Genomic DNA, 12,932 nt, shown 5'->3' with positions numbered 1-12,932 from the left:
TCCTGTCAACGACCTACCGCGAACCGTACCGTCAGGAGGCTTTCGATGTCCGTCTCGCTTGCTCTGCAGATGCGACAGCATCTGGCACTTACGCCGAGGCTTCAGCAGTCGCTGCGGCTGCTGCAGTTGTCCTCGCTCGAATTTCAACAGGAATTGCGGCAGGCGCTCGACATGAATCCGTTTCTCGAAGACGGCCAGGGCGACGAGGAACCTGCTCCCGGCACGCCGGAGCAGCCGGTCGAAACGGCCGCGCCCGAAGCGACGCCCGAACCCGAGGAAGTCCGCCCGCCGGACGGCGAAGTGCCGTTTACGGCCGCACCCGCGCCGCGCGGCACGAACCGCCAGGGCGACGATGCCGACGGCCTGTCGCCCGGCGAATGGATCGCCGCGGAGCCGTCGCTGCATCAGCAGCTGCACGATGCGCTCCGGCTGTATCCGTTGAACCGGCGCGACCGCGAAGCCGCGCGCATCGTGATCGACGCGCTCGACGACGACGGCTACCTGCGCCAGGAACTGCCCGAGCTGCTGATCGCGGCCGATCCGGCGCTGCTGCTGTCGGAACAGGATCTCGCGATCGCGCTGCGGCTCGTGCAGATGCTCGACCGGCCGGGCATGGCCGCGCGTTCGCTGTCCGAATGCCTGACGTTGCAGCTCGATGCGATTCCGGCCGGTACGCCGGCGCTGGCGGAAGCGAAAGCGATCGCGCGCGAGCATCTCGAACGGCTCGCGCGCCGCGAGACGGCCGAGATCCAGCGGCGCCTCGGCTGCAACCCGCAGACGCTGCACGCGGCCTGCGCGCTGGTGCGCGGGCTCGACCCGCGGCCCGGCAATCACTACGGCAGCACACGCGGCGACTATGTGGTGCCCGACGTGATCGTGCGCCAGGTACGCGACGAATGGATCGTGACGATCAACCCGGCCGTGCTGCCGCGCGCGCGCCTGCACGAGCGCTACGCGACGCTGTTCGCGCAGTCGAGCGGCGAGCGCGATTCGCCGCTCGGCCAGCAGCTGCAGGAAGCGCGCTGGTTGATCCGCAACGTGCAGAAGCGCTTCGACACGATCCAGCGCGTGGGCGAATGCATCGTCGCGCGGCAACGCGACTTCTTCCGCTACGGCGAGATCGCGATGAAGCCGCTCGTCCTGCGCGACATCGCGGAAGAGCTCGACCTGCACGAATCGACGGTGTCGCGGGCGACGGGCAACAAGTACATGGCCACGCCGCACGGCACGTTCGAGTTCAAGCATTTCTTCCCGCGCAAGCTCGAGGCGGCCGGCAAGGGCGTGTGCTCGGCATCGGCCGCGAAGGTGCTGATCCGCGACATGATCGCGGCCGAGCGGCATACCGAACCGCTGTCCGATGTCGCGCTCGCGGAGAACCTCGCGGGGCGCGGCATCCTTCTTGCGCGTCGCACGGTGACGAAGTATCGCCAGGCGATGAAGATTCCGCCGGCCGACCTGCGGCGCCGCGATGCCGCGTGACGGCTTGCCTGGCGAATCAACCGCGCGCGAGGCCGCCCGTCGGATCGGCCCGCGCATTCACGACAGGAGCGCAACCATGCCAGCAAAATCCCAGGCCCAGCAACGTGCCGCAGGCGCCGCGCTGTCGGCCAAGCGCGGCGACACGAAAATGAAGGACCTCAAGCCGCCGGCGAAGTCGATGGCCAAATCGATGAGCGAGAAAGAGCTCGAGAGAATGGCTTCCACGCCCGCGCGCGGCAAACCGAAACACAAGCACGATGCGTGACCGACGACGACGTTTGGTGACGACCGCTGTCATCCAGGAGGGTTCCATGCTTCGATACGCCATCATCTTCTTCATCATCGCGATCATTGCCGCCGTGTTCGGCTTCGGCGGCATCGCGGCCGGCGCGGCCGAGATCGCGAAGATCCTGTTCTACATCTTCGTCGTGATCTTCCTGGTCACGCTGCTGCTGGGCGTCGTACGACGATGAGCGACGCACCCGACCGGTCGCAGCGCGTGGCCGAACTCGAACATGCGCTCGCGATCGGCTTTCCGTCGCAGTCGACCGTCGTCGTGCATGCGGACGACGCCTCCGGCCGGCTGACGATCCAGGTGTCGTGGGTGCGCGTGCCGGCCGAGGCCACGGCGCGCGACTGGCGCTGCACCGTCGACCTGCGGTTCGATCCGGACGTGATCACGCGCTACGCATCGCTCGACGCGGCCGACCGGCTGCGCGTGCGCACGCAGCTGTGCGACCGCGCGCGGCGCGCGGTGGACGAGCACAAGCCGCGCGTCGAGGATGCCGCGATCGAATGCAACGTGGCGCTCGACGTGACGCGCGCCGAATTCGACGCGGCGCTGCGCGCGCCCTGACGCCGTAGCCGGCCCCGCGGGCGCGGTCGCGGCCCGCGCCGCGCCGGCCTTTCCTGCTGTCCGCCCGCGCGTGCCGCAGTGCGAGGTGCGCGTGGCGGCTGCCTACCCGAATGCCACGAGGACCTATCGATGACCCATTCCCCCTCAGCCGGCAAGACTTCGCCCGCGCCGTCGCCCGACAGCGCGAAGTCGCGCCAGCTCGACGAAAACCGTGTGCGGCCCGACCACGAGGCGTTGCGCACCAACCAGGGCGTACGGATCGCCGACAACCAGAACACGCTGCGCGGCGGCTCGCGCGGCCCGTCGCTGCTCGAAGACTTCATCATGCGCGAGAAGATCACGCACTTCGATCACGAGCGCATTCCCGAGCGCGTGGTGCACGCGCGCGGCTCGGCCGCGCACGGCGTGTTCCGCGTCTACGAACCGATGGCCGACTACACGAAGGCCGCGTTCCTGCAGGACCCGGCCGCCGAAACGCCGGTGTACGTGCGCTTCTCGACGGTGCAGGGGCCGCGCGGGTCGGCCGACACCGTGCGCGACGTGCGCGGCTTCGCGGTGAAGTTCTACACGGAGGAAGGCAACTACGACCTCGTCGGCAACAACATGCCGGTGTTCTTCATCCAGGACGCGATCAAGTTTCCCGACTTCGTGCGTGCGGTGAAGCCCGAGGCGCCGAACGAGATGCCGACCGGCGCATCCGCGCACGACACGTTCTGGGATTTCGTGTCGCTGGTGCCGGAATCCGCGCACATGGTGCTGTGGCTGATGTCGGATCGCGCGCTGCCCGCGAGCTTTCGCGCGATGGACGGCTTCGGCGTGCACACGTTCCGCTTCGTGAACGCGGCCGGCGACGTGCGTTTCGTGAAGTTCCACTGGCGCCCGGTGAGCGGTGCGTATTCGCTGCTGTGGGACGAGGCGCAGCGGATCGCCGGCCATGACCCGGATTTCAACCGGCGCGACCTGTGGATGGCGATCGAGCGCGGCGACTATCCGGAGTTCGAGCTCGGCGTGCAGATGATCGACCCGGCCGATGCCGACACCTTCGGCTTCGACCTGCTGGATCCGACCAAGCTGGTGCCGGAAGAACGCGTGCCGGTGCGGCCGATCGGCCGGATGACGCTGAACCGCAATCCCGACAACTTCTTCGCGGAGACCGAGCAGGTCGCGTTTCATCCGGGCCACGTGGTGCCGGGCATCGACTTCACGAACGATCCGCTGTTGCAGGGGCGCCTGTTCTCGTACACCGATACGCAACTGAGCCGGCTGGGCGGCCCGAACTTCCACGAGATTCCGATCAACCGGCCGGTGTGCCCGTTCGCGAACAACCAGCGCGACGCGCTGCACCGGCAGACGATCAACGTCGGGCAGGCGTCGTACGAGCCGAATTCCACGAGCGGCGGCTGGCCGCGCGAGACGCCGCCCGCGCCGTCCGGCGGCGGCTTCGAGACCGTGCACGAGCCGCTCGAAGGCGACAAGGTGCGCGTGCGCAGCGAATCGTTCGCCGACCATTTCTCGCAGGCCGCGTTGTTCTATCAGAGCATGACCGAGATCGAGCAGCGGCATATCCGCGACGCGTACTGCTTCGAACTCGGCAAGGTGACGCAGCCGCAGATTCGCGAACGTGTGGTGAACGAAACGATCGCGCGCTTCGACGCGGGGCTGGCCGCGCAGGTCGCCGAACGGCTCGGGCTGCCCGCGCCGCAGGCGGCCGCGACGCCGGCCGTCGCGCAGCGCTCGCCCGCGCTGAGCCTGATCGGCCGTTCGAAGCCCGGCATCCGCTCGCGCAAGATCGCGCTGATCGCGACGCCGGGCGTGAGCCAGACGCTCGTCGAGCAGGTGCGCGACGCGCTGCAGGCCGCGCACGCGGTGCCGACGATCGTCGCGCCGACGCTCGCGCCGATCGGCGGCATCGTGCCGCAGGCGACGCTGGCCGGCATGCCGTCGGTGATGTTCGACGCGGTGTTCGTCTGCGGCGGCGACGGCGATGGCCGCGACCTCGCGCACAGCGCCGACGCACGGCATTTCGTGCGCGAGGCGTTCAAGCACCTTAAGCCGATCGCGGCCGTCGGGTCGGGGCGGCAATTGCTGAGCGCCGCGCACCTGCCGGATCCGGCCGAAGGCGTGTGCGTCGGGCAGGCCGTCGATCTCGACGCGATCCTGAAGACGTTGTCGGACGACCTCGGCCAGCATCGCGTCTGGGCGCGCGAGCCGCAGGCCACCGAGTTGCCGGCCTAGCGCCGAGCGATCATGGACGCCGTCGTCGCGCTGTTCGGACAGGGCCGGATGCTCGGTCCCGGGCAGATGGTGCTGCGCGCGATCGTCGTGGCCATGATCGCGCTCGTGCTGATCCGCATCGCCGGGCGGCGGGCGTTCGGCCAGCGTTCGCCGTTCGACTACGTGGTCGGGATCCTGCTCGGCGCGATCCTGAGCCGCGCGGTGGTCGGCGCGTCGCCGTTCGTGGCGACCGTCGCGGCGTCGTTCGCGATCGCGCTGCTGCATCGCGCGATCGGCTGGGCCTGCGTGCGCTCGCGCCGGCTCGAGCGGCTGCTGGTGGGCGTCGAGCGCGAGGTGTATCACCACGGCCGCTTCGACGACGCGCAGATGCGTGCCGCGCTGCTCACGCCGACCGACATCCGCGAAAGCGTGCGGCAGGCGCTCGGCGCGACCGACCTGGCCGACGTCGACGCGGCGATCCTGGAGCGCAACGGCCACGTCAGCATCGTGCGGCGCAGCCGCTGCCGCAGGCCCTGACGTTCGCTGCATGAAGGAGGCGCCACACGCCACAAGGAGGGCATCGATGGCACGGATGATCTGGAAAGGCGCGATCAGCTTCGGGCTCGTTCACGTGCCCGTGCAGCTGTTCCCGGCCACGCGTACCGTGAAGCCGTCGTTCCGGCTGCTCGACAAGCGCTCGATGGATCCGGTCGGTTACCGGCAGATCAACAAGCGCACCGGCAAGGAAGTCACGCGCGAGGACATCGTGCGCGGCTACGAGTACGAGAAGGAACGCTATGTCGTGCTGACCGACGACGAGATCCGCGCGGCGAACCCCGAATCGACGCAGACGGTCGACATCGTCACGTTCGTCGACGAGGACGCCGTGTCGTTCCTGTATCTCGACACGCCGTACTACCTCGTGCCGGACCGCAAGGGCGAGAAGGTCTATGCGCTGTTGCGCGACGCGCTGAAGGACAGCGGCAAGATCGGCATCGCGCATGTCGTGATGCGCGACCGGCAGCATCTCGGTGCGCTGATTCCGGTCGGGCCGCTGCTCGCGCTCGATACGCTGCGCTGGCAGGAGGAACTGCGCCCGCTCGACGAGCTGTCGGTGCCGGCCATCGATGCGAAGCGCGCCGGTGTCAGCGCGCGCGAACTCGCGATGGCGAAGAAGCTGATCGACGACATGTCGGGCACCTGGACGCCCGACGAGTATCACGACACGTTTCGCGACGATATCCTCGAGCTGGTCGAGCGCAAGGTGCGCGCGGGCCGGATCGAGGAAATCGAAGACCGGCCGGCGCAGACGGGGCGCGCGGCGTCCAACGTCGTCGACCTGACCGAGCTGCTCAAGCGCAGCCTGAAGGGCGGCGGGGCAGGTGCGGCCGATGCGGGAGACGAAGCGGAGGCCGGGGCGCCGGCGTCTTCGCGTGCCGCCGGCGCGCGGCGCAAGCCGGCGGCGAAAACGCCGGCGAAAGCTGCGGCGAAGGCGCCCGCGAAACGCACGGCCGCGAAGCATGGTGCGACCGGCGCGCACACGGCGAAGAAGACCGCCGCGCGCCGCAAGCATGCTGCATGACGGCGCACGACGGAGGATGACGCGATGGCCGGCAAGCTTGATCCGTATCGCCGCAAGCGCCGCTTCGACGAGAGCCCTGAACCCGAGGGCGCGCACGGGCGGCGGCGCGCGCATGCCGATGCGCATGCGCAGAAGCCTCAACCGTCCGCGCGCGCAGCCCGGCCGCTGCGCTTCGTGATCCAGGAACATCACGCACGGCGGCTCCATTACGACTTCCGTCTCGAACTCGACGGCACGCTGAAGTCGTGGGCCGTGCCGAAGGGGCCGAGCGTCGACCCGTCGGTGAAGCGGCTGGCCGTGCACGTCGAGGATCATCCGCTCGAATACGCGTCGTTCGAAGGCGAGATTCCGGCCGGCCATTACGGCGCGGGCTCGGTCGTCGTCTGGGACGAAGGCACGTGGACGCCCGACGGCGGCGTCGCGCAGGCACGCGACGGCTATCGGGCGGGCAAGCTGACGTTCCGGCTCGACGGCACGAAGCTGCACGGCGGCTGGGCGCTCGTGCGCAGCGGGCGGCAGCAGGGCCGCCAGGAGCAATGGCTGCTGATCAAGGAACGCGACGACGACGCGCGTGACGCCGAGGCGTTCGACGTCGTCGCGCAGCGGCCGGGCAGCGTCCATCACGAACTCACGCCGGCTGTGCGCAGGACGCGCGGCGACGGCAAGGCGTCCGGCCCGCGCGCCGCGCGTCACGACGACGCGGCAGCACATGCGTCGGCCGCTCTGTCCGGCCTGGACGGCGCCGTGCGCGCGGCGTTGCCCGAGCGCGTTGCGCCGCAACTCGCGACGCTGGTCGATCAGCCGCCTGCGCACGGCGACTGGCGCTACGAAGTGAAATTCGACGGCTACCGGATCCTCGCGCGAATCGCGGGCCGCGGTGCGCGGCGGCACGTCACGCTGATGACGCGCGAAGGCCGCGACTGGACCGCGAAACTGCGCGCGCAGCGCGACGCGCTTGCAGCACTCGACGTCGACAATGCGTGGCTCGATGGCGAGGCCGTCGTGCTGGGCGCCGACGGCCTGCCCGATTTCCAGGCGCTGCAGAACGCGCTCGGCGCGGGGCGCTCGGACGCCGTGACGCTGTTTGTCTTCGACCTGCCGTTCCTCGACGGATACGACCTGCGCGACGTGCCGCTCGCCGCGCGTCGCGCGCGGCTCGAACCGCTGGTCGCCCGCAGCGACCCCGCGCGGCTGCGCTACTCGCCCGACCTCGGCGACGACATCGCGTCGCTGATCGCGAGCGCGTGCGACACAGGGCTCGAAGGGCTCATCGGCAAGCGCGCGGATTCGCGCTATCGCGGCGGCCGTTCGCCTACGTGGATCAAGCTGAAATGCAGGCGGCGGCAGGAGTTCGTGATCGGCGGCTATACCGAGCCGTCGGGCAGCCGGCATGGCTTCGGCGCGCTGCTGCTCGGCGTGCACGAGCCCGCCGCGGGCGGCGGGCGATCGCACGGCGCGCCGCCGCTGCGCTACGTCGGCCGCGTCGGCACCGGGTTCGATACGCGCCTTCTCGACCGGCTCGCGGCCACGTTGCGCAAGCATGAACGCGACACGACGCCGTTCGATCCGCCGCCGCGCGAACGGTCGCGCACGCGCGTGCACTGGGTCGAGCCGACGCTCGTCGCCGAATGCGAGTTCGCGGAATGGACGGGCGACGGGATCGTGCGGCAAGCGGCGTTCGTCGCGCTGCGCGAAGACAAGCCGGCGCGGCAGATCGTCCGCGAGATGCCGCGGCAACCCGAAACGGAGGCGACGATGGACGAACCCCGAGCAGCGCACGACCGACACCCGCCCGAGCCGCATGCGGATGCCGCGCATGGCCGCCGGTCGCGCGCACGATCCCCTGCGTCTGCCGGCCGCGCGCGCGGCGAATCGGGCGCCGATCAGGTCGGCCGCGTGCGCATCACGCATCCCGATCGCGTGATCGACCCGCAAAGCGGCACGCGCAAGATCGACCTCGCGCATTACTGGCAATGGGTCGCGCCGTGGCTGCTGCCCGACCTGAAAGGCCGGCCCGTGTCGCTCGTGCGCGCAACGGGCGAGATTGCCGGCGAACTGTTCTTCCAGAAGCATGCGGAACGACGCGAGATCCCGTTCGTCACGCAGCACGACGGGCTCGACCCCGGCCACGGGCCGCTGCTGTCGATCGACAGCGTAGACGCGCTGCTCGGCGCCGCGCAGATGGGCACGGTCGAGCTGCATACGTGGAATGCGCACGCGTCGAACGTCGAGCGGCCCGACCGCATCGTGTTCGACCTCGATCCCGACCCGGCGCTGCCGTGGCGCGCGATGATCGACGCCGCGCAGCTCGTGCGCGGGTTGCTCGACGAACTGGGGCTCGTATCGTTCTGCAAGACGAGCGGCGGCAAGGGGCTGCACGTCGTCGTGCCGCTCACGCGGCATGCCGGTTGGGACGACGTGAAGGATTTTTCCCGCGCGGTCGCGCAGCATGTCGCCGCTACGCTGCCCGAGCGCTTCACCGCGACGATGGGGCCGCGTCACCGGCGCGGCAAGATCTTCGTCGATTACCTGCGCAACGGCCGCGGCGCGAGCACGATCGCCGCGTACTCGGTGCGCGCGCGGCCCGGCATGGGTGTGTCCGTGCCGCTTGACTGGGACGAGGTGCCCGATACGACGGGCGGCGGGCAATGGACGATCGATACGCTGCACGAGCGGCTCGATGCGCTGAAGCGCGATCCGTGGGAAGACTATGCGAAGACGCGCCAGCGCATCACCGCCGCGATGCGCGCGCGGCTCGGGGCGGAAACATGAACGCGTCAGCGCCGATGCTGCAGCCGGTAGTACCAGTTCATCAGCGGCGTCGCGGAGATCCCGTGCGCGACCACCGACGCGGACACGACGGCCAGCACCGGCGCCGCGAGCGGGCGCACCGCATCGGACGGCCCGTGCTCGAGCGCGAACAGCAGGTAGTAGAACGAACCGATGCCGCGGATGCCGAACCACGCCATCAGCCGCCGCTGCGCATGCGTCGCGCGCGAACCGGTGAGCGTGAGCAGCACCGCGAGCGGGCGCACGGCGACGAACAGCACGGCCGCCAGCGTGGCCGCGCCCCACGTGATCAATGGGCCGGGCAGCGTCGCGAGCACGCTGCCGATCATCGTCATCACGACGGCTTCCGCGATCCGTTCGAGTTCGATCGTGAAGCCAAGCACCGACTCGGCCATGAACGCATGTGCTTTCTCCGGATGCTTTTCGGTGGCGACGACGTCTTCCGAATCGATCTGGCCGATCACTTCGCGCGGCGGGCGGTCGCCGCTCGCCCGGTGCTCGACGCGGCGCATCGCGACACCGGCCGCGAACGCCGCGATGAAGCCGAACGTGTGCGCGAGCTGCGCGGCGCCGAACGACAGCACGATCAGTGCGAGCGCGAAGAAGCCTTCGAGGCCGAGCGCCTGCGCGTGACGCGTGCGCAGCCAGCCGATCGTCTTCGTCGTCACCCAGCCGAGGCCGCCGCCGATCGCGGCCGCGCCCGCGATGCCCCACAGCGCGACGAGCGCGAACGTGCCGGACAGCGGCGCAATGCCATGCGTCACGTCATGCGCGCCGCACAGCGCGAGCCCGGCGAGCGCGAACGGCAGCGCGATGCCGTCGTTCATCCCGCCTTCGCCGGACAGCGCGAAGCGCACGAGGTCGCGATCGCCCGGATCGTGCACCTGTACGTCGTGCGCGAGCACGGGGTCGGTGGGCGCGAGGATCGCCGCGAGCAGCAACGCGGGGCCCCAGCCGAGCCCGAGCGCGAGCACCGCGCAGGCGGCGAGCAGCGGCACGGTGACGACCATCGCGAGCAGGCCGAGGCGGCATGGCACGAGCCACAGTTTGTCGGACAGCGGCACGCGCAGCCGCAGCCCGATCGCGAACAGCGAGACGAGCAGCGCGATTTCGACGATTTCACGCAGCAACCGGGCGTCGCGCTCGAGGTCGAGTTGCAGCAGGCCGGCGCCGGCCGGGCCGAGCGCGATGCCGAGCACGAGATAGATCATCGCCGTGCTGCATGGCAGGTGGCGCAGCGCCGACGTCGCGACGCCCATGCCCAGCAGGACGGCGCCGATGATCAGGTACCAGAGCGTCTCGTGCATGCGTGCGGTCGCGGCGGGTCGGCAGGGCGGACGCGCAAGCCGTCAGGGCTTGCGGCCGAACGCCTCGCGCAGTTTCCGCTTCGCGCGTTCGAGCGTCGTGCGGCGCGTTTTCGGCAGATTGCGGCCTGCGCGGTTCACGTAGAAGTTCAGCATCGACATCGCCGACTGGAACGGCGACGCCTTGCGGCGGCGGCTGTGTTCGGCCGAATGCTTCAGCGATGCGGCAATCGCCGCCGGATCGTCGGACTTGAAGATGTCGGGCTCGATGTCGAGCGCATCGCTTTTTTGCGTGACTTCGCCGGACCAGCGCTTGCGATGGTTCGGATCGGCGCTGCGGGCGCGGCCGGCGCGGCGCGTGAGGCGCTTGCCGTGCGCGTGGGAGGCGGAAGCGGAAGGCATGGCAGGGGCTCCATGAGGGGCACGAAACGGATGTACGAAGACTGGTGACGCAAACCGCGTGCCGCGCCGCGCACGGGGCCGATGACGGCATGGGCCTTGCTGAAAGGAGCGAGCAGGAATGTTCAGCGGGAATGTTCGTCAGGGCATCATCAACAGGGAGAAAACGCCATGAAGTCAGTATCCGAATCGAAGTGTGTCGCGCGCGGCGGGACCGGCGGCGCGGGTTCCAGCGGTTATTGACGGTGTCGTGCCGGCGCGGCCGGCACGGCGCGATGGCGGCGCGGTTGCCTGGACGAGCGCGCAGCCACCACGCAGGAGGACATCATGCAATCGAATTCCCGGATCTTGCTGGAGAACGAAGCGGTCGACGGCGATGCGGCCGACGCGGACGATCTCGATACGACGGTCCACGTCGATGTCGAATCGGGCCGGATCATGTTTCATGCGGCGTGGGCGCTCGCGAACGAAGCACCGCCCGAGGCTGCGCGGCATTCGGTCGTGCTCGCGCTCGACTGCGACACGATGGAGCATTACGCCGATCTCGACGACGGCGCGCGGATGCGCGTGCATGCGATGCTGCACGAGGCCGTGCAGCAGACGCTCGACCAGTTGCCCGACACCGACGAGAACCTGACGCTGACGATCGAGCTGACCGATTCGATGCTGGACGCGGCGCGTCGCCTGCAGTAATCACGGCGGCCCGACCGGCCGCGTCCGGTTACCAGCCCGTTGAAATCTTTGCAGCGCGACGACGCCGCACGCGTATGCCCGTGCGGCAAGGGCGCGATCGCGGGGTCGTTCCGCCGGGGGTGCCGCGATAGGGCGGCCGTGCCGGCACGCCGATTGCTGCGCAATCACCATGGCACGCCATGTGCCGACACACCGAAGGAGGCATTCATGAGCGGCAGGCTGGATCATTGCAAGGTAGCGATCCTCGCGGTCGACGGTTTCGAGGAAGCCGAACTCGTCGAACCGCAGCGCGCGCTTGCGGCGGAAGGCGCGCAGGTCGACGTGATTTCGCAGAAGCGCGGCGAGATCCAGGGTTTCCGGCACGTCGACAAGGGCAGCCGGGTGAAGGTCGACCGCACGTTCGACGATGCGCGCGAAGGCGACTACGACGCGGTCGTGCTGCCCGGCGGCGTCGTGAACGGCGACGCGATCCGGATGCTGCCGGCCGCGCGCGAATTCGTGACGGCGGCCGTCGGCGCCGGCAAGCCGATCGCGGCGATCTGCCACGGCGGCTGGCTGCTCGTGTCGGCCGGGCTCGTGGAGGGCCGCACGATGACGAGCTGGCCGAGCCTGCAGGACGATATCCGTCACGCGGGCGGCAAGTGGGTCGACGAGGAAGTCGTGCGCGACGGCAACCTGATCACGAGCCGCAAGCCGGCCGACCTGCCGGCGTTCAACGGTGCGCTGGTCGACCGCCTCGCGGCGCGGGGCGCCTGAGCCCATGCCGGCCGATTCCCCACGCCGCGTGACGCTGACCGACGCGCCGCCCGTATTCGACGGCGCGGCGCTGCAGTTGCGCTTCGTCGTCGAGGTCGACGGCACGCCGCAAACCTGCGCGATCACGGTCGAATCGCTGGAAGATCATTTCGGCGCGCAATCCGCGCTGGAGGCCGACCTGCGCGACGCGTTCGAACGTGGCCGCGCGCGCATCGAGGCCGCGTGCGCGGACGTGCTGGCCAACGGCAATGGCGGCGACGTGGTGCTGCACAGCGGCTATTTTCGCGCACCGGCCGGCCGGCCGTGCGCGCGCCGGCCTGTTTCCGCGCAAGCCCTGACCCGGCCGCGCTACCCGGCACGCTGCTCCGCGACGCGTCCGGCATTACATGCCGTTGAAAACTTTGCAGCGCGTCGCGCCCGGCGCGCGGTGCCGCATCGCGCCGGGCGCCGACCCAGCGGAGGCCGGTCGCGCGGTGTCGGCCGGCATGGTCCCTGCATGCATTACCCGTCGCCGGCGCACGATTCGCGCCGCATGCCGACGCGACGCGTTCGTCGCGTCGCACGCAGCCGCCAACGGGGAAACGAGCATGCTGACCGCCCACGAATTTGCCGCGCTGTTCCTGGTGCATCACGCACCGGAGCAGATCCAGATCGACCGCGACGACGTCGTCGCACTCGTCGAACAACACCTGATCGTGATGCAGCGCGACGACGCGTCGGGCGAGCGTCGGCCCGTGCTGACGGCCGGCGGGCTGTCGGTGCTGCGGTGCGTGCAGCGGCATGACGCGCCCGAACCCGACGCGATCGACGCGAACGACCTGAACGACGTGACCGATGCGTGACGCGCCGTCGCGCGGCG

13 protein-coding genes and 1 pseudogene are annotated in these 12,932 nt (G+C 69.9%); 12 read left to right on the top strand and 2 right to left on the bottom strand.

The window, feature by feature from the left end:
* Window positions 1-45 precede the first annotated feature (45 nt).
* The 8 genes from rpoN to ligD all read left to right on the top strand — a co-directional run bounded on the left by rpoN (window position 46) and on the right by ligD (window position 8,903).
* Complete coding sequence (rpoN, locus tag AC5LXX_RS33905) at window positions 46-1,479, top strand: RNA polymerase factor sigma-54 (protein WP_493413576.1); 1,434 nt, start codon at window positions 46-48, stop codon at window positions 1,477-1,479.
* A gap of 76 nt (window positions 1,480-1,555) precedes the next feature.
* Window positions 1,556-1,744 carry a DUF3008 family protein gene (locus tag AC5LXX_RS33900; protein WP_493414334.1) on the top strand — a complete coding sequence of 63 codons (189 nt, stop codon included), beginning with the start codon at window positions 1,556-1,558 and terminating at the stop codon, window positions 1,742-1,744.
* A 46-nt stretch (window positions 1,745-1,790) separates the two neighbouring features.
* Window positions 1,791-1,952: a DUF1328 family protein gene (locus AC5LXX_RS33895; RefSeq protein WP_006767422.1), complete on the top strand. Its 162-nt coding sequence runs from the start codon at window positions 1,791-1,793 to the stop codon at window positions 1,950-1,952.
* Window positions 1,949-2,335 carry a DUF3022 domain-containing protein gene (locus AC5LXX_RS33890; protein WP_493405670.1) on the top strand — a complete coding sequence of 129 codons (387 nt, stop codon included), beginning with the start codon at window positions 1,949-1,951 and terminating at the stop codon, window positions 2,333-2,335. The genes AC5LXX_RS33895 and AC5LXX_RS33890 overlap by 4 nt, the downstream gene beginning before the upstream one ends.
* 129 nt (window positions 2,336-2,464) lie before the next feature.
* Window positions 2,465-4,570, top strand: a complete 2,106-nt coding sequence (gene katE, locus AC5LXX_RS33885) for a catalase HPII (protein ID WP_493413575.1) — start codon at window positions 2,465-2,467, stop codon at window positions 4,568-4,570.
* A gap of 12 nt (window positions 4,571-4,582) precedes the next feature.
* Window positions 4,583-5,086 (top strand): DUF421 domain-containing protein, encoded by a 504-nt coding sequence (locus tag AC5LXX_RS33880; RefSeq protein WP_493413574.1) that lies wholly within the window; start codon window positions 4,583-4,585, stop codon window positions 5,084-5,086.
* A 46-nt stretch (window positions 5,087-5,132) separates the two neighbouring features.
* Complete coding sequence (gene ku, locus AC5LXX_RS33875) at window positions 5,133-6,131, top strand: non-homologous end joining protein Ku (protein ID WP_493413573.1); 999 nt, start codon at window positions 5,133-5,135, stop codon at window positions 6,129-6,131.
* A 24-nt stretch (window positions 6,132-6,155) separates the two neighbouring features.
* The gene (ligD, locus tag AC5LXX_RS33870) at window positions 6,156-8,903 is read left to right on the top strand and encodes a DNA ligase D (RefSeq protein ID WP_493413572.1); all 2,748 of its coding nucleotides are present in this window, start codon (window positions 6,156-6,158) and stop codon (window positions 8,901-8,903) included.
* 5 nt (window positions 8,904-8,908) lie between these two features.
* Here the strand turns inward: ligD and AC5LXX_RS33865 are convergent, their stop codons facing one another.
* A complete protein-coding gene (locus AC5LXX_RS33865) occupies window positions 8,909-10,228 on the bottom strand; it encodes a cation:proton antiporter domain-containing protein (protein WP_493413571.1) in 1,320 nt (439 codons plus the stop codon).
* A 42-nt stretch (window positions 10,229-10,270) separates the two neighbouring features.
* A complete protein-coding gene (locus tag AC5LXX_RS33860; RefSeq protein WP_124452774.1) occupies window positions 10,271-10,627 on the bottom strand; it encodes a DUF3175 domain-containing protein in 357 nt (118 codons plus the stop codon).
* Between the two features lie 324 nt (window positions 10,628-10,951).
* Between AC5LXX_RS33860 and AC5LXX_RS33855 the strand changes: the two genes are divergently transcribed.
* The 4 genes and pseudogenes from AC5LXX_RS33855 (at window position 10,952) to AC5LXX_RS33840 (ending at window position 12,915) form a co-directional block, all read left to right on the top strand.
* Window positions 10,952-11,317 (top strand): hypothetical protein, encoded by a 366-nt coding sequence (locus tag AC5LXX_RS33855; protein ID WP_493413570.1) that lies wholly within the window; start codon window positions 10,952-10,954, stop codon window positions 11,315-11,317.
* Window positions 11,318-11,524: 207 nt separating this feature from the next.
* Window positions 11,525-12,073, top strand: coding sequence for a type 1 glutamine amidotransferase domain-containing protein (locus AC5LXX_RS33850; protein WP_124452507.1), 549 nt, complete (start codon window positions 11,525-11,527; stop codon window positions 12,071-12,073).
* A 4-nt stretch (window positions 12,074-12,077) separates the two neighbouring features.
* Window positions 12,078-12,359 (top strand): annotated as a pseudogene (locus AC5LXX_RS33845) (DUF1488 family protein); the annotation flags it as partial.
* 301 nt (window positions 12,360-12,660) lie between these two features.
* Window positions 12,661-12,915, top strand: coding sequence for a hypothetical protein (locus tag AC5LXX_RS33840; RefSeq protein ID WP_493413569.1), 255 nt, complete (start codon window positions 12,661-12,663; stop codon window positions 12,913-12,915).
* Window positions 12,916-12,932 lie beyond the last annotated feature (17 nt).

The sequence above is a fragment of the Burkholderia torrens genome, from assembly GCF_984668525.1.
This window is presented reverse-complemented; position numbering and strand designations above follow the sequence as displayed.